Below are 20911 nucleotides of genomic sequence, written 5' to 3'. Positions count from 1 at the left end.
CGGGGGTTTTGTCGTGTCTATGGGGTTCGGGGCGCGGGGGCAAGATGTGCGCGCGCCACCGTCACTAAAGGTTGAGGTGCTGAAGACGTTTGAACAGCTCTGCAATGCCATCCGCGTCAACATTGGCAAAGGCGATCCGCAGCTCGCGCTTGGCGGAAAGATCATTCGCGGGCTTGAACATTGTGCCCGGCAACGTCAGCAATGCAGCCTCTGTGACCAAGGTCTTGGCCAGTTGATCCGAGGGCAGGGCATAGGGATGTTCGACATAGGCGAAATAGGCCCCGCAACCGAGCAGCTTCCAATCGGTCAGGGTTTTGAACCCTTCGATCATCGCGGCGCGACGCGAGAGTATTTCAAGCCGCTCGCCCGCGACCCAATCGCTAAGGTTCCGCATCCCCCAAAGGGCTGCGATCTGGCCAAGTTGGTTCGGGCAAATGGCAACCGTATCGAGGAATTTCTCGACCTGCGCTAGACGTTTTTCACTGGCCACGATGGCGCCAACGCGGTGGCCTGTCAGCCGGTAAGCTTTGGAAAAACTGTAAAGATGGATCAGCGTGTCGGCCCAGTCGGGATCGGTGAAAAGATCATGCGGCGCGCCGGAGCGGCTGTCGAAATCGCGGTAGGTTTCATCGACCACCAATGCGATCCCATGGGCGCGGGCCAGCTCCATGAATGCGCGCAGGGTGCTGGCCGGGTATTCTGCACCGCCTGGATTATTGGGGCTGACCAAGACAATCGCGCGGGTTTTCGGGGTGATCAGCTTGGCGGCATCTTGTGCGCTTGGCACAAGCCCCGGCCCGACTGTCAGCGGCACGCAGCGCACGCCTTGCATGTCAAGCCACATTTTATGGTTGAAATACCAAGGGGTTGGCAAGATAACCTCATCCCCTTTGGCGGCAAGCGTGGCCATGACGGCGCAATAGGCCTGATTGCAGCCTTGGGTGATCGCCACCTGCCTGTCGCGGATGGCACCGGCGTAGGACGCCGACCATTGCTGTGCGATCTCGGCCCGCAGGGCGGCCATACCCAGCACGGGACCATAAAGATGGGCCGCCGGATCGTTGATCGCGGCTTCGGCAATGGCTTGGCGCAGCGCGAGGGGCGGCAGATCCACGGGCGCTGCCTGCGACACATTGATCAACGGGCGATCAGCCGGAAACTGCACGCCATCCAGCCAGCTGCGCGCCTCCATCACGGGGGGCGTGCCGGTGGTTGCCATCGCGGGGTTAAGCGGCTTGGTCATGAAATGGCTCCTGCGTATCAAGGGGCGGTGCGTTTATTCCACGCCGCGGTAGGGCTGAACATATTGCAAGGCCATATCCCAAGGAAAGAAGATCCACGTATCTTGCGAAACCTCGGTGATGAAGGTTTCAACCATCGCACGGCCAAGCGGCTTGGCATAGACGGTGGCGAAATGCGCATTGGGGTAAAGCTGGCGGACCAGTTCAAGCGTTTTGCCGGTATCGACCAGATCATCCACGATCAAAATGCCGGTGCCATCGCCCATGATATCTTCTTGCGGGGCCTTGATAACTTTGGCCTCGGCGCGGTCCTGATGGTTATAGCTTTTGACCGAGATCGTATCGACAACCCGGATATCAAGTTCCCGCGCCACGATCATAGCGGGCACCATACCGCCACGGGTGATGCCAACCACGGCCTTCCAAGCGCCATCGTCGGGCCCTTTTCCATCCAGCCGCCACGCCAGTGCGCGTGCATCGCGGTGCATTTGGTCCCAAGAGATATGGAAGCCTTTTTCATGGGGCAAACGGTCTGTCATGGCGAGTCCTCTTTGGCGTTGGGCACTGGTTATGCAAGGGTCATATAACCTGCGGGCCCGCCGCGAAAGAAAAAGATGCGCAAATGCGGCCTAAAGGTTAAGGACGAGCATGACCCCAAGCCCGGCCATAGCGAAGGCAGCGATTGTATCAATCCAGAATTTTGCGGAAAAATAACGTTTGCGCATGGCGTTGGTCGACATGGCAAGGGTGACTGTGGCGTATAAAGTCAGCTCTGTCGCAAGTGCGGTTGCATAGATGGCCGCCAGCATCGTGCCGCCTTGCGGGTCGGGGAAAATGCTTAGGATAACGGCGGAATAGAATAGCGCGGGCTTGGGGTTTGACAGGTTCAGGATGATCCCGCCCATAAACCCGCTGCCAAAACGCCGCTTGGCGGCCTCGGGAAGGGGGGCACGCGCCCCGCGCCACAGCCCCACCGCCATATAAAGCAGATAAAGCCCGCCACCGATTTTTGCGGCCTGAAACAAGGGTGGATAAAGCTTGAACACAGCCGCCATGCCCAACAGCGCAAACAGGCACCAAAGAGAGGCCCCAAAGGCAAGGCCAAGCCCGTAGGGAAGCGCTTTTTCACGCCCTTGTGCCAGGGCCATTTGCGTTGCCGCAATAATGGCTGGCCCCGGCGAAAGGATCGCCGGGGTAAGTACTGCAATCAGGGCCAGAAACGGCTCTGGTGTCACTCAGCGCCTTTTTGGGCTTTGGCCGTGACCACGTCGATGTCGGGCGCATCAACCGCCTTCATGCCCACCACATGATAGCCCGCATCGACATGCAGGTTCTCACCCGTGGTGCCGGATCCAAGATCGGAGAGCAGATAAATCGCGGCTTTGCCCACTTCCTCTTGCGTCACATTGCGGCGCAGCGGGGAGTTCAGCTCATTCCAGCGCATGATGTAGCGGAAATCGCCGATACCGCTGGCGGCAAGCGTCTTGATCGGACCGGCAGAAATCGCGTTGCAGCGTATACCGTCCTTGCCCAGATCCTCGGCGATATATTTCACCGACGCCTCCAGCGCGGCCTTGCACAGGCCCATGACATTGTAGTGTGGCATCACTTTTTCGGCGCCGTAATAGGTCAGTGTCAACAGGCTGCCGCCCGGTTTCATGATGGCTGCGGCGCGGCGGCACACGGCCGTAAAGGAATACACCGAGACATCCATCGACATCGCGAAATTCTCACGTCCGGTGTCGACGTAGCGGCCGCGCAGTTCGTTCTTGTCCGAAAAGCCGATGGCATGGACAACGAAATCAACCGTTTCCCAGATATCTTTGATCCGCGCAAATAGCGCATCAAGCGAGGCTTCATCCGTCACATCGCATTCGATCAGCTCGGTAGAGCCGACCGATGCTGCCAACGGGCCAACCCGTTTCTTCAACTGCTCGCCCTGATATGAAAAGGCCAGCTCGGCGCCTTGTTCGGCGCATGCCTTTGCAATGCCCCAAGCGATGGACTTGTCATTGGCAAGCCCCATGATTAGCCCGCGCTTGCCTGCCAAAAGTCCAGCCATGAAATACCCCGTTTTTGCGAACAATAGAGCGTTGGTTTAAGCGATAGCGATTGCGGCATCAAGCCTCGTGGTGCCTTTGCGGGCATTGCAGGGCTTGCCCTTGCCGTATGGTAAGCTAGGTTAGTCCTTATAGTTAATGGTAAAATGGGGGCTGGCATGGATCGGGGCGGAATTTTTGCAGGGAATGATCCCTTTGCTTTGGCCCGATCATGGCTGACTGAGGCCGAAGCAACCGAGCCGAATGACCCCAATGCCATTGCTTTGGCAACTGTGGATGCCGGTGGCTTGCCCGATGTTCGTATGGTTTTGCTTAAGGATATCGAGGAAGACGCCTTTGTTTTCTACACAAACTACCAAAGTCGCAAAGGCGAGCAGATAGAGGCGGCGGGCAAAGCAGCTTTTGTCTTGCACTGGAAATCGCTGCGCCGCCAGATCCGCGTGCGCGGTGTGACCGAGCGCGTAGATGGTACCGTTGCGGATGAGTATTATTCATCCCGCTCGCTTAAAAGCCGAATCGGTGCATGGGCCTCGGCACAGTCGCAGCCCTTGTCGTCGCGTGCCTCTTTAATGGCCGATGTGGTTAAAATTACGGCAAAACTTGGCGCAAACCCTTCCAGGCCACCCTTTTGGGGGGGGATTCGAATCGTTCCAACAGAAATAGAGTTCTGGGCCGATGGTTCCTTTCGCCTGCATGACCGTTTTCGCTGGACACGTGCAGGTAGAAATGATTCTTGGAGTATTGAGCGGTTGAATCCGTAAAATGCGAAATGTTCAGGATCTGTTTCGCGCGTTAGCGCAGGATTGTCCGTAAACATTTAGACGAATGTTCCATGAGAACAACTAAAATTTAGGGCTCAATCTGGGGAAAAAGCTCTGTCATGAATGATGATGAAGAAATGCCGTTGCCGGTTTTGCACGGTCGAGTGAAATGGTTTGATCCGGTTAAGGGATTTGGGTTTATCCTCTCGGAGGAGATGGAGACCGATGTTCTATTACATGCAAATGTGTTAAGAAACTTTGGCCAAAGTACGGTCGCGGATGGGGCAGATATTACTGTCACGGTGCAAAGAACGCAGCGCGGCGTCCAAGCCGTAGAGGTGCTGTCTATTGTTCCTCCCGAAGGGGCGGGGTTCTTGATGGCGGGCGATGACGAGGTGGTTAGCGCCGAAGTTATTGCGGCCTGTCCACTAGAGCCTGCACGGGTGAAATGGTTCGATAAGGGTAAGGGTTTTGGCTTTGCCAATGTTTTTGGTCGGTCCGAGGATGTTTTCGTGCATGTCGAAGTGTTGCGGACCTCAGGCTTTGCGGATCTGACCGCGGGGGAGGCAATTGGCCTGCGTATCGTTGATGGCAAACGGGGCCGGATGGCCGCGCAAGTCCTCGCGTGGGATTCCGCTCTGCGTACGTCGAAATGAAACGGTTTCTGCTTTGCTTTATGCTTACCTGCGGCGTGCCGGCCGCAGGCCTCGCGCAATGCGCTGCCAGTCAGGTTGATATCCGCCTGACTGACGGCGGCTTTGTGCGTTTCAACGTTGAAGTTGCCGATGACGCGGCATCGCGCAGCAAAGGCCTGATGTTTCGCGAAAAGATGCCGAAATCTTCGGGCATGCTGTTTTTGTACGAACGTCCGCAGCGTGCCGTTTTCTGGATGAAAAACACACTGATTCCGCTGGATATGATTTTTGCTGATGCGACGGGCGTTGTTCGCCATGTCCATGCCAACGCGATTCCGCATGACGAGACGGGAATCGACGGGGGAAAAGGCGTTCTGGCTGTTCTTGAAATCAACGGTGGGCTGGCTAAACGCCTGAATATTAAGGCTGGTGCGGTACTTCGGCACCCGGGATTTAAACAAAATTCAGCTTCATGGGCTTGTGATGCGCAATAGGGCTTTTCAATCCCAAAACCTTTCTGTAGTAAGCCCACATGTTCGATGAAGTAATGAATTGAACACTGAAAAGGTCGGGGCGTAGCGCAGCCTGGTAGCGCGACGGTTTTGGGTACCGTAGGTCGTAGGTTCGAATCCTATCGCCCCGACCACTTCATCAACAAAAAATATCATCACAACATCGGTCCTGCGGGACATTAGGCTTAATTGTTGGCAGCAGAGAATATGCATCTTTCTTTGTTCAACCCGTATTTTTCATGCAGATAGAATGCTATAGCCGCCAAACCGGCTACCGGCATGTTCCAGCACCCAAGGCTTGGTTCAATATCAAAGAGCCCTGGCATGCATTTTCGGTATGTCTGCGTGTGCCGTGACGGGGGCTACCGGCCACGGGGTAATGTCTGTCCCATAGTCACGTTTCAGCTTGGGTCGCTATTGCAGCCCATCCATAACTGAAGATTCCAATCTTCGCTATTTCGGGACCAATCATGGCGCAAAAAGCCACCATTTATAAAATTGAACTCTCTGTCTCCGATATGGATCGTCATTACTATGAGGTCCATAAACTGACTGTTGCCAAACACCCGTCTGAGACGGATGAGCGGTTAATGGTGCGTATTCTCGCTTTTGCACTGAATGCGCATGAGCAGTTGGAGATGACCAAGGGGCTTTCAACAGATGACGAACCCGACATCTGGCAGAAAAGCCTAAGCGGCGATCTGGAGTTATGGGTGGCGTTAGGGCTGCCGAGCGAGAAGGTTGTGCGCCAATCCTGCGGCAAAGCCAGCAAGGTGATTGTTTATTGTTACGGCGGCAGGACGGCCGAGGTGTGGTGGGAGAAGATCAAGAATAGCACCACCCGCTTTGACAACCTTCAGGTTGTTAATCTCTCGGCACAGGACACGGGTGATCTGGGGAAGCTGGCAAGTCGCTCAATGAAGCTACAGGTTAACATTCAAGACGGCGAAGTAATGCTCAGCGTTGATGAGAGCATAGTCTATGTTGCGCCGGTCAAATTGAAAGATGTTGAGTAGAAATGGCCGTTGGGCGTTGACCGGTCCATTGCCGTCATAGCACGCCTTGTGTCGCCCGAAATTCGGCCCCGCCACCCAATAGTGGCGGGGGATTTTATGTGCAGCCCGGCATATCAATTCGGGCAGCAGGCAAGATCAGTCGCCCTGTGGGATGCGCAGAACTTGACCGGGATAGATTTTGTCGGGATGGCTTAGCATCGGCTTGTTGGCCTCAAAAATCTCGGTGTAGCGGTTCGCGTTACCAAGTGTTTTCTTGGCGACTGCAGAGAGGGTGTCACCGGCTTCGACGGTGTGGAACACAGCCTCATCGGCAGCGTCATCCTCTACCTCGGCGACGCCCGCGACGTTGCCGACGGCCAGAATGACTTTCTCACGGATCTCTTTTGAAACCGCATCGCCTTTGATTTTGACCTTGTCGCCCACGATCGAAATGTCGAGCCCTTTGGCATCAAGACCAAGATCGGCGACTTCTTTCTTGAGCGAATCCGCCGTCGGCTCATCTGCAACCTTCTTGCCGGAAGTCTTCCAGAAATTAAAAAGTCCCACTTGGTATCTCCTTTTACAAGTTTTCTATAGCGTCTGTTCAGTTCGCAGGCTTTGGCGCCGCCGGAGAGGGGGCTGCCGTACCTTCCGGGAAGAAGCAGGCTGTCCGATGCGTTGCACCGTCCAAAAGCGGGCGATCTACATGACAGCGGTCCTGCGCCTTCCAGCAGCGCGGCGCAAAGGCGCAGCCCGGCGGGACGTTCATCGGCGATGGCAGCTCCCCTACCAGCTTGATGCGTTGCTTTTCCAGGCCCGGCTCGGCCACAGGGGTCGCTGACAGCAGCGCCTTGGTGTAGGGGTGGCGCGGTTCTGCGAAGACCTCTTCCTTGGAGCCGGTCTCGACAGGGCGGCCCAGATACATCACGATCACATCGTCGGCCATATGTTTGACGACCGATAGGTCATGGCTGATGAACAGATAGGCAAGGCCCATCCGCTCTTGCAATTCGGTCAGCAGGTTCAGGATCTGGCTTTGGATCGACAGATCAAGCGCGGAAACGGGTTCATCCAGCACCAGCACCTTGGGGTCCAGCATCAGCGCACGGGCGACCGCGATTCGCTGGCGCTGGCCGCCGGAAAACATATGCGGATAACGCTCAAAATGCTCGGGGCGCAACCCGACGAGGCGCAGCATATCGCGCGCTTTGGCAGTGCGCTCGGCGGCGCTCATTTCGGGGCGGTTGATCTTGAGCGGCTCTTCGAGAATGGCACCGATCTTCTGGCGCGGGTTAAGCGAGCCATAGGGGTCTTGGAACACGATCTGCACATCGGTGCGCAGGCTGGCCCAGTTTTCCTTGGTGGCCGCCTGTCCGGCAAGCTCGAAATGCCCGCCGGTGGGTTCCTCGATCAGGGTGATAAGCCGCGCGAGGGTGGATTTGCCACAGCCGCTTTCGCCCACAACGGCAAGGGTTTTGCCAGGAAGCAGGGTAAAGCTTGCCTCGGACAAGGCGCGCACGATTTGGGGTTTACGGAACATACCGCCGCCGACCTCGTAATGGCGGCTTAGGTTTTTGGCGATGACTACGGGGGTGTCGCTCATGCCTTGACCTCCTCGGTTGCGTTCAAGGGGTAATGGCAGCGCGCGAGGCCCAGTTCGGGGCCACATGGCACGGGTGGTGTGCTGCGGCAGCGATCATCGGCAAGGGCGCAACGGGGTGAGAACAGGCAGCCTTTGGGGCGGTCGAACTGGCCCGGCACCACGCCCGGAATGGTCGGCAGCAGCTTGGAGGTTGCCCGTTCCGGCAGGGCGGCCAGCAGGGCGGCGGTATAGGGGTGATGCGGGCGCGCAAAGAGGTCATAGACCGGCTGGTCCTCAACCTTTTGGCCTGCATATTGCACCGAGACGCGTTCAGCGTTTTCGGCAACCACGCCCATATCATGGGTGATCAAGATCAGCCCCATGCCGGTATCGCGCTGCAACCCTGTCAGCAGGTCGAGGATCTGCGCCTGAATGGTCACGTCCAGCGCCGTTGTCGGCTCATCCGCGATCAAGAGTTTTGGGTTGCAGGCAATCGACATCGCGATCATCACGCGCTGGTTCATGCCGCCCGACATCTGGTGCGGAAAAGTGTTGAGGCGCGTTTCGGGGGCAGGGATGCCCACCATCTCCATCAGCTCGATCGCGCGGCGGTGGCGGGTGGCGCGGTCCATCTTCATATGCAGGCGCAGGGCTTCTTTGATCTGGAAGCCAACGGTGAAACAGGGGTTAAGCGATGACATCGGCTCTTGAAAGATCATGGCGATCTCTTTGCCAACGATCTTGCGCCGCGCCTTGGGGGGCAGGGTGCGCAGGTCGCGGCCCTCAAATTCCATCACATCGGCGGTGATGTTCGCGGTCCAAGGCAAAAGCCCCATTAGCGCCAGCATCGACACCGATTTGCCCGACCCGCTTTCGCCAACAATGGCCAGAACCTCTCCCTTATCGACCGAGACATCAACCGCATCCACGGCCCGAAAGGCCCCCGATGCGGTGGTGAAATCAACGCAAAGGTTGCGAATTTCCAAAAGGGCCATGGCTCAGCTCCGCTTCAGCTTGGGGTCGAGGGCGTCGCGCAAACCGTCCCCCATCAAATTGATCGCCAGCACGGTGACCAGAATCGCAAGACCGGGGAAAGTGACAACCCACCACGCGCGCAAGATAAACTCACGTGCCTCGGCCAGCATGGTGCCCCATTCCGGCGTTGGTGGCTGTGCGCCCATACCAAGAAAGCCCAATGCCGCCGCATCCAGAATGGCGGTGGAGAACGACAAGGCGCCTTGAACGATGATCGGAGACATGCAGTTGGGCAGCACGGTGATGAACATCAACCGCGCAAGACCAGCGCCGGTGGTCCGCGAGGCGGTGACATAATCCTTAGACAGCTCCGACATCACGCTGGCCCGCGTCAGACGCACGTAATGGGGCTGCAAAACAATGGCGATGGCGATCATCGCATTGGTCAGGCTTGGCCCCAGAATGGCAACCAAAACCAAGGCCAAAAGCAAGGACGGAAAGGCCAGAATGATATCCATCACCCGCATGATGATCGTATCCAACCACTTGGGCGCAAACCCCGCGATCAGCCCGACCAAAATCCCGCCCGAGGCTGCAACAGCCACCACGACAATCCCCACGTAAAAGGAATAGCGCGCGCCGTGCAGAAGCCGCGACAGCATATCGCGCCCCACGGCATCGGTGCCCAAAAGGAAGGCCGTCGTGCCACCTTCTTGCCAGAAGGGTGGTTGCAAAAGGTGCTGGCGGAATTGCTCGGTCGGATCATAGGGGGCGATCACATCGGCCAGAATGGCCACCGCCACGAATATGGCAAAGACCCAAAGCCCGAAAACAGCGCCGCGGTTTTCGCGGAAGTAATGCCAGAACTCGGTCAGCCTGCCGGGGCGTGCCTGCATGTCAGGATCTTGTTGGATAATATCGGCCATCAGCGTTTCCTGATCTTGGGGTTGATGAAACCGTAAAGCATATCCACGGTCAGGTTGACGATCATCACCATCACGGCGATTAGCAAAAGGCCGCCTTGCACCACGGGGTAATCGCGGCGGAAGATGCTGTCGACCATCCATTTGCCGATGCCCGGCCAGCTAAAGATCGTCTCGGTCAGGATCGCACCGGCCAGCAGGGTGCCGACCGAAAGGCCGATCACGGTGATGACGGGAATAAGGGCGTTGCGCAGTGCGTGGATACCGTTGATCCCGAAAGGCGAAAGCCCCTTGGCACGGGCGGTGCGGATGTAATCTTCGGACAGCACTTCCAGCATCGCGGAGCGGGTTTGCCGCGCGATCACCGCCAGCGGGATGGTCCCCAGCACGATTGTCGGCAAAACCAGATGGCTAACGGCCGATGAAAACGCGCCCTTTTGCCCCGAAAGCAGGCTGTCGATCAGCATAAAGCCGGTCGTGTCGGGGAAATAGAACATCAGGCTGATCCGGCCCGAAACAGGGGTCAGCCCCAACCAGCCCGAAACCACGATAATCAGCAAAAGCGCCCACCAAAAGATGGGCATCGAATAGCCGATCAACGCCGTGGACATCAACGCGCGGTCAAAGAACTTGCCGCGGTTCACGGCGGCAATTACCCCCGCTGGCAGGCCAAGCCCGACCGCAAAGATCATAGCACAGATCGACAGCTCGAACGTGGCGGGGAACAGGGTGAAAAATTCATCCCAGACCGGCTTTTTGGTCACAAAGGACGTGCCAAGATCACCTTGCACAATCCCCTTGAGGTATTCGAAATACTGCACATAAATCGGCTGGTCAAAACCCAGCTGCACCATCAATTCCTGATAGCGTTCGGGCGATACCCCGCGCTCACCCGCCATGACGGTGATCGGATCGCCCGGCAACATGCGGATAAAGGCAAAGGAGATTAATGTGACGCCGATGAACGTGGGAAGGAACGTCAGCAGCCGTGAAGCAAGATATTTGAGCATCAGCTTATCACCGTTAGGTCTTTGGGGAATTCGGTCAGGGAAAGGGCACCTCCATCAGTTACCAAAATATCATCCTCTATCCGAACTCCGATTTCATTCGGGATATAAAGCCCCGGCTCGTTGGTAAAAACGGTTCCGGCGGCCAGAACCTCATGGTTGCCTCGCATGATATAGGGCGCCTCATGCACATCGCGGCCCAGCCCGTGGCCGGTTTTGGTGCGGATATAATCGGCAAAGGCCGAGGCCTCAAGCACCGACGTTACGGCATCATCGATCAGGTGCGCGGTCACGCCCGCGCGTGTCACCGCATGTCCCGCCATATTGGCACGCAAGACGGTATCATAAACCTGATGCGCGCGGTCATCGGCATGGCCGATAAAGAAGGTGCGGGTAATATCGGCGGTAAACCCGTCCTTGCGCCCACCGAAATCGATCAGCAGGGCATCGCCGGGCGCAATCGCCACATCGCGGGCATGGGCATGGGGCATCGCCGCATTGCCGCCCGCAGCCACGATCGGCCCAAAGGAAAGCCCATCAGCCCCGTTGCGAAAGAGCGCGGCCACGAGCAGGCTTTCAACCTGCCGTTCGGTCATGCCGGGTTTCACTTCGGCGATGGTTTCGGCAAGAGCGGCCTCAGACAATCGGATTGCAGCGGTGAGGGCGGAAATCTCATCAGGGGTTTTGCGCAAACGCAGGCCGGAAATTTGCGCCTCGGCGTCCAAAATCCGCAGGCCGGGATAGGCCGTAGCCAACGCATGATGCACAAACACCCGCATCACCTGACCTTCAACCGCAAGGGAGGTCAGTGGCAGATGTGCGGCCATGGCCGCAAAAGCATCGCTATATCCGGTCTGGTCGCGCCAGTCAAAAACAGCGCCCTCAAAGCCAAGCGCCTCAAAAGACAGCAGTTCAAGGTTCGGGACCAAAGCCACCGGCGCGCCGATCACGGGGATGATGATGACCATTGGCCGCTCATGGCTGCCGAAACTGGCGTTATACAAACGTTCAAAGTTGCTGCCGGGGACGAGGGCAATGGCATCAACGCCCAAGTCGCGCGCAATCGCACGGTGTTCGGCATAGCGGTCGGTCATGGTGTTTTCTTACCTTGGCAAAGGGCTCAGGGGGTGGGAGGGGGCCGTTTGGCCCCCATCCCATGTCAGTCGATCACTCGGCTAGGTCAACGCCGTAGAAACGGACAGAGCCGAGCGGGCTCATCTCATAGCCCTGAACCTCTTTGCGCATTGGCGTGAAGGTCACGGAATGGGCGATCGTGCTCCATGGCGCTTGATCCTTGAAGATCACCTGCGCTTCCTCATAAAGCTTGGTGCGTTCGGCCTGATCAGCCGTAACCTTGGCTTTCTGGATCAGCGCGTCAAAATCGGCGTCACACCATTGCGCGCGGTTGGCGTTGCCAACAGCATCACAGCCCAGCAAGACGGCAAGGAAGTTGTCCGGGTCACCATTGTCACCGGTCCAGCCCAGCAGAACGGCACCGTCGCGGTCTTCGGCTTTGGCGCGTTCCAGATACTCGCCCCACTCATAGGATACGATCTCCACCGAGACGCCGATCTTGCCGAGGTCTTCTTGCATCAGCTCGGCCATACGGCGGGCGTTGGGGTTATAGGGGCGCTGCACAGGCATTGCCCAAATTTTCATAGACAGATCCGAAACACCCGCATCGGCAAGCATCTGCTTGGCCGCTTCGGGATCATAAACGTCGTCCTGCACCGCGTCATTATAAGACCACATCGCAGGCGGGATCGGGTTTTTGGCAATGCTGCCGGCGCCCTGGAAGACCACATCCAGAATTGCCTGTTTGTCGACCGCCATATTCAGCGCGCGACGCACGTTGACGTTATCAAATGGCGCAACCTTGGTGTTATAGGCCAGATAGCCGACGTTCAGGCCCTCTTGCTCTTGGACCACCAGATCGGCATCTTCTTGCATCGCGGCCACATCGGCAGGGTTGGGATAAGACATCAGGTGGCACTCGCCAGCCTTCATCTTTTGATAGCGCACCGAGGCGTCGGTCGTGATCGCAAAGACCAGATTGTCCAGCGGTGACGCGCCTGCCCAGTAATCGGGGTTGGCGGCATAGCGGATCACGGCATCTTTTTGGTAGGCCACAAAAGTGAACGGCCCCGTGCCGATCGGCGCTTGGTTAAGCATCTCGGGGGTGCCGACCTCAAGCATGGCATCGGCATATTCCTTGGACACGATCGAGGCGAAATCCATCGCGAGGTTGGCGATCATCGGCGCTTCTGGGCGGCTGAGCACGAATTTCACGGTGTTGTCGTCAATTTTGACGATTTCCGAGATCAGATCGGACATCGACATGGAGTTGAAATACTCCCAGCTGCCGCCCTCATATTTGTTGTAGGGGTTGTCCTCTTTGCGCTGACGGTCAAACGTAAAGATCACGTCGTCAGCGTTGAAGTCGCGGGTCGGGGTAAAGCTGTCGTTGGACTGAAACTTGACGCCCTCGCGCAGCTTGAAGGTGTATTCCAACCCATCCTCGGACACTTCCCAGCTTTCGGCCAGCGCCGGTTTGGTGGCCGTGGTGGCGCCATCAAATTCAACCAGACGGTTGTAAACCGGATGGGAGGAGGCGTTAAATGTGGTGCCTGTGGTGAACAGCGCCGGATCAAAGCCCTCGGGCGACCCTTCGGAGCAATAGACCATAGTCTTGGCGTAGGCCGCAGGGGCCAAAAGCGCGGTCATCACCAGACCGGTCGCGAGCGTAGTTTTAAGAGACATCTTGTCTTCCCTCGTTGTAAGGCCGCGATTCGGATGCGGCGTTTTAATGGGTGGACGCCCAAGCATACAAAGCCGGTAAACCGGATGTGGCCAAGGCATCGACCCAACCATCATGGCGATGATGAATTTTTTTGCAAGGGCGAGAACACACGCCGCGACGTAAGCGTGGGCACTGCGAGGCAGGGCCGCATTGATCCCGTCGTGCCCTTGTCTGGGTTGTTTTAGCTGCGCACCTACTGATCGCGCGGTGAATAAGAACCTTTTCCCAGCAAACCGGTCTGTGGTGCGGGGCTGTTTGCGGTGCTGTAAGACGGTTAGGTGGTTGTTGTGCCTTCCTCGTTCAGGGCGGGAAATAATTCTGGCTACTGGTGTGTTTTGGCGTTTGATGTTCCTTGCGCCTGCAATAACTTTACGAAATTGGAGGCAAAACACCTCAATTCGAAAAGGTTACATTATGCAACGGATCATGCTGTCTTCCCTGACGGGCCTTGCCATGTTTTGCGCCACGACGGCATTGGCGGGTGATTTCGGCCCGTTGATCATGCCCGCTGATCTGGCGGCAGGTACGGTGCCAGAGGCGGTCATTCTGGATATTCGCCCCAAGGGCTTTGAGGCGGGGCATATCGCGGGCGCGGTCTCTGCCCCCTATGGGTTGTTTCGCGGACCAAAATCCAATCCAGGCGCGGTGCCTCCGGTCGCAGATCTGGAACGGGCCTATGAGACGCTGGGCCTTGAGCTAGACCGTCCGGTGGTCATTGTGTCGCAGGGCGATACCGATAGCGATTTCGGCTCTGCGGCGCGAGTGTACTGGACGTTGAAAAGCTCGGGCTTTACCGAACTGGCGGTGCTGAACGGCGGTGCGACGGCTTGGGTCAATGCGGGGCTGCCGCTGTCAACGCAGGCCGCAACGCCGGTGCCGACCGAGCTTGCGATCACATGGGACAACACATGGACCGCCGATACCGCCGAGGTCACTGCCGTGGTTGCGGGCACCGAGCAGGCCACTTTGGTCGATTCGCGCCCCGGTTCGTTCTTCAACGGCAAAAAGATGCATGACGCGGCCGATCGCCCCGGAACGCTGCCGGGTGCCATGAACCTGCCGCATACCGATTTCTTTCGCCCCGGTGCTACGGCCATCAACGCCGATCCCGATCTGGAGGCGCTTCGGGCCAAGCTGGGCGGTACATCGAACACGCCCGTGGTCGCATTTTGCAATACCGGCCATTGGGCCGCGACCGATTGGTTCGCGCTGTCCGAGGTGGCGGGGATCGATAACGTGAAGCTCTATGCCGGTTCCATGGTCGAATATTCCCAGACCGATGGTGAGATGGCAAACCAACCGGGTTTGATTGCCCATTTGTTCAACCAGCTTTTGGGTGGCTAATTGATGTCTGATATTTCTTATGCACAGGCACGGACGTCCGATATGGTGTTTGGCCGCAGCGCGCTGATCGGGGCTGCGGTCGTTCTGGTGGTTTTGGTGGCGCTGTTTGCGGGTGCGCGGTTCGGGCTGATGCTTGCGCTTGGGCTGGGGTTTGGCGTGGCGCTGGAAGGGTTGCGCTTTGGCTTTGCGGGGCCTTGGCGCGCGATGATCCTGCGCCGTGAACCCGCCGGCATTTTTGCGCAGCTGTTGTCAATCGGCTTGGTGGCCTGCGTGGCGATCCCGCTGCTGGCCGCCAACCCCGGTGAGTTAAGCGGGGCGCAGGCGCCAATTGGTTGGGCGATGATCGGTGGGGCCTTTGTTTTTGGCGCGGCGATGCAGGTGGTCTTGGGCTGCGGTTCGGGCACTTTGCTCAATGCCGGATCGGGCAACCCGATTGGACTGCTGGCACTACCGTTTTTCGCGATTGGCAGCTTTGCGGGGGCCTATCATCTGGTCTGGTGGACGGATCTGGGGGCTTTGCCGATCCTGACGTTACGCGGCGGCGTGGGGCTTATGATTACTCTTGCGGGGCTTGGACTGACAGCAGGGGTGTTTTGGCTTTTGGGCAAGCCGGGGTCGCGCAAGGTGCCTGCACGCTATCTTGTGGCGGCGGGTGTCTTGGCGGTGCTGGCGGTCGGGAACCTTGTTGTGGCGGGGCAGCCTTGGGGCGTGGTTTACGGGCTTGGGCTTTGGGCCGCCAAAGGGGCCGTGGCGCTGGGGGCTGATCTGTCAGGGTCCGCGTTCTGGGCGGCGTCCGGATCGGTGCAACGGCTGAATGCAAGCGTGCTGACGGATTATACCTCGCTGACCGATATCGGTCTGATTGCGGGGGCGTTCGGGGTTGCGGCGTGGCGGCGTGGCGGGCTTTCGCAGGCGTTGCCGTCCTATCCGGCGCGGGCTTGGGTGGCGACGATCATCGTGGGCTTGGTGCTTGGCTATTCGTCGCGACTGGCCTTTGGGTGTAATGTCGGCGCGTTCTTTTCGGGCATTGCAACGGGCAGCCTGCACGGCTGGGTCTGGTTTATCGCGGCCTTTGCCGGTGCGTTTGTCGGCATCCGCATCCGCCCACTTCTTGGATTGGAGGCCCGCACATGACGCGTCGTTTCACCGCGTGTTTGGCCATTTCCGGATTGGTTGCCTTGGTCGCGCTGGATGTGCTTGCCAGCCCGCCGAACCCGTACCGTGCACCACCGATGCTGGCCTTCGGATCTGGTCTGGCGGCAAGCGGCGGCTTTTGCGGTGCGCTGCCCGATTGATCAAAAGGGGGCGGGTTAGTCTCGCCCCCTTTGCGGCTTGCCGTCTTGGTTAACGCTGGCTAAGCTTCCTTTACGTAATTTACGGGAGGGAGACTTTGATGAAGCGAACACTTGCAGTTGCCGTGAGCGGCGCGTTGGTGCTGACCCCGATGGTCGGCATGGCACAAGAGGCCGCGATTTACAGCGGAATGGACCGTATTCACCCGGCTTGGGCCCAGAATGGCATGGTCGTCGCACAAGAGGAAATCGCCGCTGAGGTCGGTCGTGATATCCTGAAGGCGGGCGGTAACGCGGCCGATGCGGGTGTTGCCGTGGCCTTTGCGCTGGCCGTGACCCTGCCGCGTGCGGGTAATCTTGGCGGCGGTGGTTTCATGATGGTGCATGACGCCGAAACCGGCGAAACCAAAGCGATTGATTACCGCGAAATGGCCCCGATGAGCGCCGATCGCGATATGTTCCTAGATGATGCAGGCGATGCCGATAGTGAGAAATCGCGCTTTACCGGCCTTGCGACCGGCGTGCCCGGAACCGTTGCGGGCATGCAGATGGTGCTTGATCAATACGGGACCATGAGCCTGTCCGAAGTGCTGCAACCGGCCATCGGTCTTGCGCGCGACGGGATCGTTGTCACTGCCGATCTGGCCGACAGCCTCAAAGGGCTAGAAAGCCGGTTGAAAAAATGGCCCTCCTCCGAGGCGATTTTTTATAAGGAAGGCGGCGCGTTCTTTGAGCCGGGCGACAGGTTGATCCAATCCGATCTGGCCGCAACGCTTCAGCGGATTGCCGACGCGGGGCCGGACGGCTTTTACAAAGGCGAAACCGCGCAGCATATCGTCGATGCGGTCCAAGCCTCGGGCGGGCGCATCACGATGGAGGATATGGCAGGCTATAAGGCGCTGAGCCGCGATCCGGTTAGCGGCACCTACCGCGGGTATGAGATTGTTTCCATGCCGCCGCCTTCATCCGGCGGGATCCATATTGTGCAGATCCTCAACACACTAGAGGAATATCCCATCGGATGGTTGGGGCATAACTCTTCGGATACGATTCATCTGATGGCCGAGGCGATGAAGCGCGCCTATGCCGACCGGTCCGAGTATCTGGGCGATCCGGATTTCTATGATGTGCCGCAAGCAGAGTTGATGTCCAAGGATTATGCCGCCGATATCCGCAAGGGCATTTCCCTGAGCCGTGCGACACCTTCGGAGGATATCAAACCGGCCGATCTGGCACCTTACGAGAGCGATCAGACCACGCATTTTTCCATTGTGGATAAAGACGGGAATGCGGTTTCCAACACCTATACGATCAACTTTTCCTATGGGTCGGGCATGGTTGCCGATGGCACCGGCGTCTTGATGAACAACGAGATGGACGACTTTGCCGCCAAGCCGGGCGTGATGAACGCTTATGGTTTGATCGGTGGCGATGCCAACGCGGTTGAGCCGGGAAAACGGCCTTTGTCCTCGATGAGCCCGACCTTGGTGATGAAAGACGGCAAGGTGTTCATGGTGACCGGCAGCCCGGGCGGGTCGCGCATCATCACGACCGTGATCCAGATGATCATGAACGTGATTGATCACGGCATGAATGTGGCCGAGGCAACCGTTGCCCCGCGCATTCACCACCAGTGGATGCCCGAGGTTCTGCGTGTCGAGGAAGGCCTGAGCGCCGATACGATTGCCGCACTTGAGGCCAAGGGCCATGTCGTCGAGGTGATGTCGACCATGGGCTCGGCGCAATCCATCGTTGTCGATGAAGCGAACGGCTTGTTGCTGGGCGGGGCCGATACACGGCAGACGAGTTCAGCCGCGCGCGGTTACTGATATGGTTGGCGGGCGGGCAATGGCCCCGCCCGCCAATTCCCTAGCTGGCTTTGATCAGGGCATCGATTGCCTTGAGGCTGCTCAAAAGTCCTGCAAGCTGGTCCAACGGCACCATATTCGGCCCGTCCGATGGTGCGGTGTCGGGGGCTTCATGGGTTTCAATGAAAACACCCGCAACACCGACCGCCACCGCGGCGCGCGCCAGAACCGGCACAAATTCGCGTTGCCCCCCTGATGACCCGCCAAGCCCGCCGGGTTGTTGCACCGAATGGGTCGCGTCAAAGATCACCGGCGCGCCGGTCTGTGCCATAATAGGCAAGCTGCGGAAATCGCTGACCAAAGTGTTATAGCCAAAGCTGGCACCACGTTCGGTCAACATCACATTGTCATTGCCCGATCCGGTCAGCTTGGCCACGACATTGACCATATCCCAAGGGGCCAGAAACTGCCCCTTTTTCACATTGATGATCCGGCCTGTCTTGGCGGCGGCAATCAACAGATCGGTTTGACGGCACAAGAACGCGGGGATTTGCAAGATATCGCAAACCTCGGCGGCGGGCGCGCAATGGGTGGCATCATGCACATCGGTCAGAACCGGCATGCCGAAGCGTTCCTTGACCTCGGCGAAAACCTCCATCGCGCGGGCCATACCGATGCCGCGTGTTCCTGAAAGGCTGGTGCGGTTGGCCTTGTCATAAGAGGCTTTGAACACCGCCTTTACACCAACGGCGCGGGTAATCTCATCAATCGCGGCGGCCATTTCCAGCGCATGATCGCGGCTTTCCATCTGGCAGGGGCCAAGGATAAAGGCCACGGGGTCCGCATTGCTGAACTCAACATTTCCGGCGGTCACTTTGGTTCTGGTTTGCATGATCGGCCCCTTTTGTCGTTGCACATAAGCGGTGGCCCATGGCCCCGACAGTGTCAACCCAAAGCATAGGTTCACGGTTTTTCTTGACACGAATCATACCTGCCCCCATGAATTGAACGGATGTTCAATTCATGGGGGAGGATACGACATGTTCATGGGCTCTATGCGGTTCGATCTGGGAGAAGATATTTCGGCGCTGCAAGATATGGTGCGCCGCTGGGCGCAGGAACGGGTGAAGCCGATGGCCACGCAGGTCGACGCCGACAACATCTTTCCGGCCGAGCTTTGGACCGAGATGGGGGAGCTGGGCCTGTTGGGCATCACCGTGCCAGAAGAGGATGGCGGCGCAGGCATGAGCTACCTTGCCCATGTGATTGCCACCGAGGAAATCGCGCGGGCTTCTGCCTCTGTCAGCCTGTCTTATGGCGCGCATTCCAACCTTTGTGTGAACCAGATCAAGCTGAACGGCACGGCGGCGCAAAAGGCGAAATACCTGCCGGGGCTGATCGCGGGCACCCATGTCGGCGCGCTTGCAATGTCGGAGGCGGGGGCGGGATCGGATGTGGTCTCGATGAAGCTGCGCGCCGAGAAGAAGGACGATTATTACCTTCTGAACGGCAATAAATACTGGATCACAAACGGTCCGGATGCTGATACGCTTGTGGTCTATGCCAAGACCGACCCTGAGGCGGGCAGCCGCGGTATGACGGCCTTTATCGTGGAAAAGACGATGAAGGGCTTTTCCACCAGCCCGCATTTCGACAAGCTGGGGATGCGCGGGTCGAACACGGCCGAGCTTATCTTTGACAATGTCGAGGTGCCGTTTGAAAACGTGCTGGGGACCGAGGGCAAGGGCGTACGCGTGTTGATGTCGGGGCTTGATTATGAACGTGTGGTGCTGTCGGGCATTGGCACGGGCATTATGGCGGCCTGTCTGGATGAGGTGATCCCATACTTGCAAACGCGGGAACAATTCGGCCAGCCGATCGGGAATTTTCAGCTGATGCAAGGCAAGGTTGCCGACATGTATACGGCGATGAATTCGGCCCGTGCCTATACCTATGAGGTGGCGCGCGCCTGTGATCGTGGTCAGGTCACTCGTCAGGATGCCGCGGCTTGCGTGCTTTATGCGTCAGAACAGGCGATGGTGCAGGCGCATCAGGCCGTCCAAGCGCTTGGCGGGGCAGGGTACCTTGGTGATAGCGTGGTCAGTCGCTTGTTCCGCGATGCCAAGCTGATGGAGATTGGGGCCGGCACCTCGGAAATCCGCCGCATGTTGATCGGGCGTGAGTTGCTGGGCAAATGAGCCTGCGTCAGAAATGCGCCATGAAAAAAGGCTGCGGGCATCGCCCACAGCCTTTCATGTCTGCTCTGCCGGTTAAGGGATCAGAACTTCATGACGTAGGATACGCCAAAGACCACGGGGTCGATATTGACCTCACCGATCTTGGCACCGTCAAGATAGACATCGCTGTCGATGTCGATGTAGCGCAGATCCATCCGCAAGGCGGCTTTCTCGCTCAGGGCGTAATCAACGCCAACATGGGCAGCAAGGCCCCAGCTGTCGTCGATCTTCAGCTCGCCACCACCCAGATCGGTGCGGTCCTCAAAGAAGGTGGTGTAGTTGATGCCAACACCGGCGAAGGGTTTGAACGCGCCACCTGTGGGGAAGTGGTAGTTCAAGGAAACGGTTGGCGGCAGATGCTTGGTCGTGCCGATCTTGCTGCCACCGATGTTGATGTCATGCTTGAAGGGCAGGGCGGCCAGAACCTCGATGCCGAGGTTGTCACGGACGAAATATTCAAATGTCACCGTGGGGCGCGCATTGCCGTCAATCGTGGTCGCACCGCCCGCAAGCGTGCCATTGTCGGATTTCGGCTCCACATAGCCGATACCAAACCCAAGCGTCATATCGCCTTGGGATTGGGCAAAGGCAGGGGCAGCAAGCGCCGCAGTGGTCAGGAAGGCTATGGCGAGGGTTTTCATAGGGATTCTCTCTGTTTGTATGCCGGGCGACCATGTCATGTAGCCGCGCTTGCAAGCCTTGATCTGGATCAAGCCTACCTTGTGGATTTCTGCGACAA

Annotated in this window: 22 protein-coding genes and 1 tRNA gene; 10 read left to right on the top strand and 13 right to left on the bottom strand. The window is 58.1% G+C overall.

The window, feature by feature from the left end; genetic code table 11:
- Positions 1-64: 64 nt before the first annotated feature.
- The 4 genes from EOK75_RS03740 to fabI all read right to left on the bottom strand — a co-directional run bounded on the left by EOK75_RS03740 (position 65) and on the right by fabI (position 3303).
- On the bottom strand, positions 65-1243 hold the full coding sequence (locus EOK75_RS03740) for an aminotransferase (protein WP_137192644.1): 1179 nt from the start codon (positions 1241-1243) through the stop codon (positions 65-67).
- A gap of 33 nt (positions 1244-1276) precedes the next feature.
- Positions 1277-1780 carry a xanthine phosphoribosyltransferase gene (gpt, locus tag EOK75_RS03735; protein WP_137192643.1) on the bottom strand — a complete coding sequence of 168 codons (504 nt, stop codon included), beginning with the start codon at positions 1778-1780 and terminating at the stop codon, positions 1277-1279.
- A gap of 90 nt (positions 1781-1870) precedes the next feature.
- Positions 1871-2476 (bottom strand): LysE family translocator, encoded by a 606-nt coding sequence (locus EOK75_RS03730; RefSeq protein ID WP_137192642.1) that lies wholly within the window; start codon positions 2474-2476, stop codon positions 1871-1873.
- The gene (fabI, locus tag EOK75_RS03725; protein ID WP_137192641.1) at positions 2473-3303 is read right to left on the bottom strand and encodes an enoyl-ACP reductase FabI; all 831 of its coding nucleotides are present in this window, start codon (positions 3301-3303) and stop codon (positions 2473-2475) included. Before fabI ends, EOK75_RS03730 begins: the two co-directional genes overlap by 4 nt.
- A gap of 156 nt (positions 3304-3459) precedes the next feature.
- Here fabI and pdxH point away from each other — a divergent pair, with 156 nt between their 5' ends.
- The 5 genes from pdxH to EOK75_RS03700 all read left to right on the top strand — a co-directional run bounded on the left by pdxH (position 3460) and on the right by EOK75_RS03700 (position 6225).
- The gene (pdxH, locus tag EOK75_RS03720; protein ID WP_137192640.1) at positions 3460-4062 is read left to right on the top strand and encodes a pyridoxamine 5'-phosphate oxidase; all 603 of its coding nucleotides are present in this window, start codon (positions 3460-3462) and stop codon (positions 4060-4062) included.
- 119 nt (positions 4063-4181) lie between these two features.
- A complete protein-coding gene (locus tag EOK75_RS03715; RefSeq protein ID WP_137192639.1) occupies positions 4182-4718 on the top strand; it encodes a cold-shock protein in 537 nt (178 codons plus the stop codon).
- Entirely contained in the window at positions 4715-5191 is a 477-nt protein-coding gene (locus tag EOK75_RS03710) for a DUF192 domain-containing protein (RefSeq protein WP_168199137.1), read from the top strand. The genes EOK75_RS03715 and EOK75_RS03710 overlap by 4 nt, the downstream gene beginning before the upstream one ends.
- Positions 5192-5266: 75 nt before the next feature.
- Positions 5267-5343: transfer RNA gene (locus tag EOK75_RS03705), tRNA-Pro, on the top strand.
- A gap of 336 nt (positions 5344-5679) precedes the next feature.
- Complete coding sequence (locus tag EOK75_RS03700; RefSeq protein WP_137192638.1) at positions 5680-6225, top strand: YaeQ family protein; 546 nt, start codon at positions 5680-5682, stop codon at positions 6223-6225.
- Between the two features lie 135 nt (positions 6226-6360).
- Here EOK75_RS03700 and lysM read toward each other — a convergent pair whose 3' ends face one another.
- From lysM to EOK75_RS03665, 7 genes are all read right to left on the bottom strand, one after another.
- The gene (gene lysM, locus EOK75_RS03695) at positions 6361-6771 is read right to left on the bottom strand and encodes a peptidoglycan-binding protein LysM (protein WP_137192637.1); all 411 of its coding nucleotides are present in this window, start codon (positions 6769-6771) and stop codon (positions 6361-6363) included.
- A 37-nt stretch (positions 6772-6808) separates the two neighbouring features.
- The gene (locus EOK75_RS03690; RefSeq protein WP_137192636.1) at positions 6809-7807 is read right to left on the bottom strand and encodes an ABC transporter ATP-binding protein; all 999 of its coding nucleotides are present in this window, start codon (positions 7805-7807) and stop codon (positions 6809-6811) included.
- The gene (locus EOK75_RS03685; RefSeq protein WP_137192635.1) at positions 7804-8781 is read right to left on the bottom strand and encodes an ABC transporter ATP-binding protein; all 978 of its coding nucleotides are present in this window, start codon (positions 8779-8781) and stop codon (positions 7804-7806) included. The genes EOK75_RS03690 and EOK75_RS03685 overlap by 4 nt, the downstream gene beginning before the upstream one ends.
- A 3-nt stretch (positions 8782-8784) precedes the next feature.
- Positions 8785-9687 carry an ABC transporter permease subunit gene (locus tag EOK75_RS03680; RefSeq protein ID WP_137192634.1) on the bottom strand — a complete coding sequence of 301 codons (903 nt, stop codon included), beginning with the start codon at positions 9685-9687 and terminating at the stop codon, positions 8785-8787.
- Positions 9687-10694, bottom strand: coding sequence for an ABC transporter permease subunit (locus tag EOK75_RS03675; protein WP_137192633.1), 1008 nt, complete (start codon positions 10692-10694; stop codon positions 9687-9689). Before EOK75_RS03675 ends, EOK75_RS03680 begins: the two co-directional genes overlap by 1 nt.
- Positions 10694-11785: a M24 family metallopeptidase gene (locus EOK75_RS03670; RefSeq protein ID WP_137192632.1), complete on the bottom strand. Its 1092-nt coding sequence runs from the start codon at positions 11783-11785 to the stop codon at positions 10694-10696. Before EOK75_RS03670 ends, EOK75_RS03675 begins: the two co-directional genes overlap by 1 nt.
- A 73-nt stretch (positions 11786-11858) precedes the next feature.
- A complete protein-coding gene (locus EOK75_RS03665; RefSeq protein WP_137192631.1) occupies positions 11859-13451 on the bottom strand; it encodes an ABC transporter substrate-binding protein in 1593 nt (530 codons plus the stop codon).
- 454 nt (positions 13452-13905) lie between these two features.
- Between EOK75_RS03665 and EOK75_RS03660 the strand changes: the two genes are divergently transcribed.
- From EOK75_RS03660 to ggt, 4 genes are all read left to right on the top strand, one after another.
- Entirely contained in the window at positions 13906-14835 is a 930-nt protein-coding gene (locus EOK75_RS03660; protein ID WP_137192630.1) for a sulfurtransferase, read from the top strand.
- 3 nt (positions 14836-14838) lie between these two features.
- Positions 14839-15969 (top strand): YeeE/YedE thiosulfate transporter family protein, encoded by a 1131-nt coding sequence (locus EOK75_RS03655; RefSeq protein ID WP_137192629.1) that lies wholly within the window; start codon positions 14839-14841, stop codon positions 15967-15969.
- Positions 15966-16130: a hypothetical protein gene (locus EOK75_RS20730; protein ID WP_168199136.1), complete on the top strand. Its 165-nt coding sequence runs from the start codon at positions 15966-15968 to the stop codon at positions 16128-16130. The genes EOK75_RS03655 and EOK75_RS20730 overlap by 4 nt, the downstream gene beginning before the upstream one ends.
- Before the next feature lie 98 nt (positions 16131-16228).
- The gene (gene ggt / locus EOK75_RS03650; RefSeq protein WP_137192628.1) at positions 16229-17956 is read left to right on the top strand and encodes a gamma-glutamyltransferase; all 1728 of its coding nucleotides are present in this window, start codon (positions 16229-16231) and stop codon (positions 17954-17956) included.
- A gap of 40 nt (positions 17957-17996) precedes the next feature.
- Here ggt and kdsA read toward each other — a convergent pair whose 3' ends face one another.
- Positions 17997-18830, bottom strand: coding sequence for a 3-deoxy-8-phosphooctulonate synthase (kdsA, locus tag EOK75_RS03645; protein WP_420821935.1), 834 nt, complete (start codon positions 18828-18830; stop codon positions 17997-17999).
- Between the two features lie 145 nt (positions 18831-18975).
- Here kdsA and EOK75_RS03640 point away from each other — a divergent pair, with 145 nt between their 5' ends.
- Positions 18976-20133 carry an isovaleryl-CoA dehydrogenase gene (locus tag EOK75_RS03640; protein WP_137192626.1) on the top strand — a complete coding sequence of 386 codons (1158 nt, stop codon included), beginning with the start codon at positions 18976-18978 and terminating at the stop codon, positions 20131-20133.
- A gap of 80 nt (positions 20134-20213) precedes the next feature.
- Here the strand turns inward: EOK75_RS03640 and EOK75_RS03635 are convergent, their stop codons facing one another.
- Positions 20214-20813, bottom strand: a complete 600-nt coding sequence (locus EOK75_RS03635; RefSeq protein ID WP_137192625.1) for an OmpW/AlkL family protein — start codon at positions 20811-20813, stop codon at positions 20214-20216.
- Positions 20814-20911 lie beyond the last annotated feature (98 nt).

Source organism: Pseudorhodobacter turbinis (assembly GCF_005234135.1).
Lineage (GTDB): Bacteria > Pseudomonadota > Alphaproteobacteria > Rhodobacterales > Rhodobacteraceae > Pseudorhodobacter > Pseudorhodobacter turbinis.
Note: the sequence above shows the minus strand (reverse complement) of the source record. Positions and strands in the feature narration are given on the sequence as shown.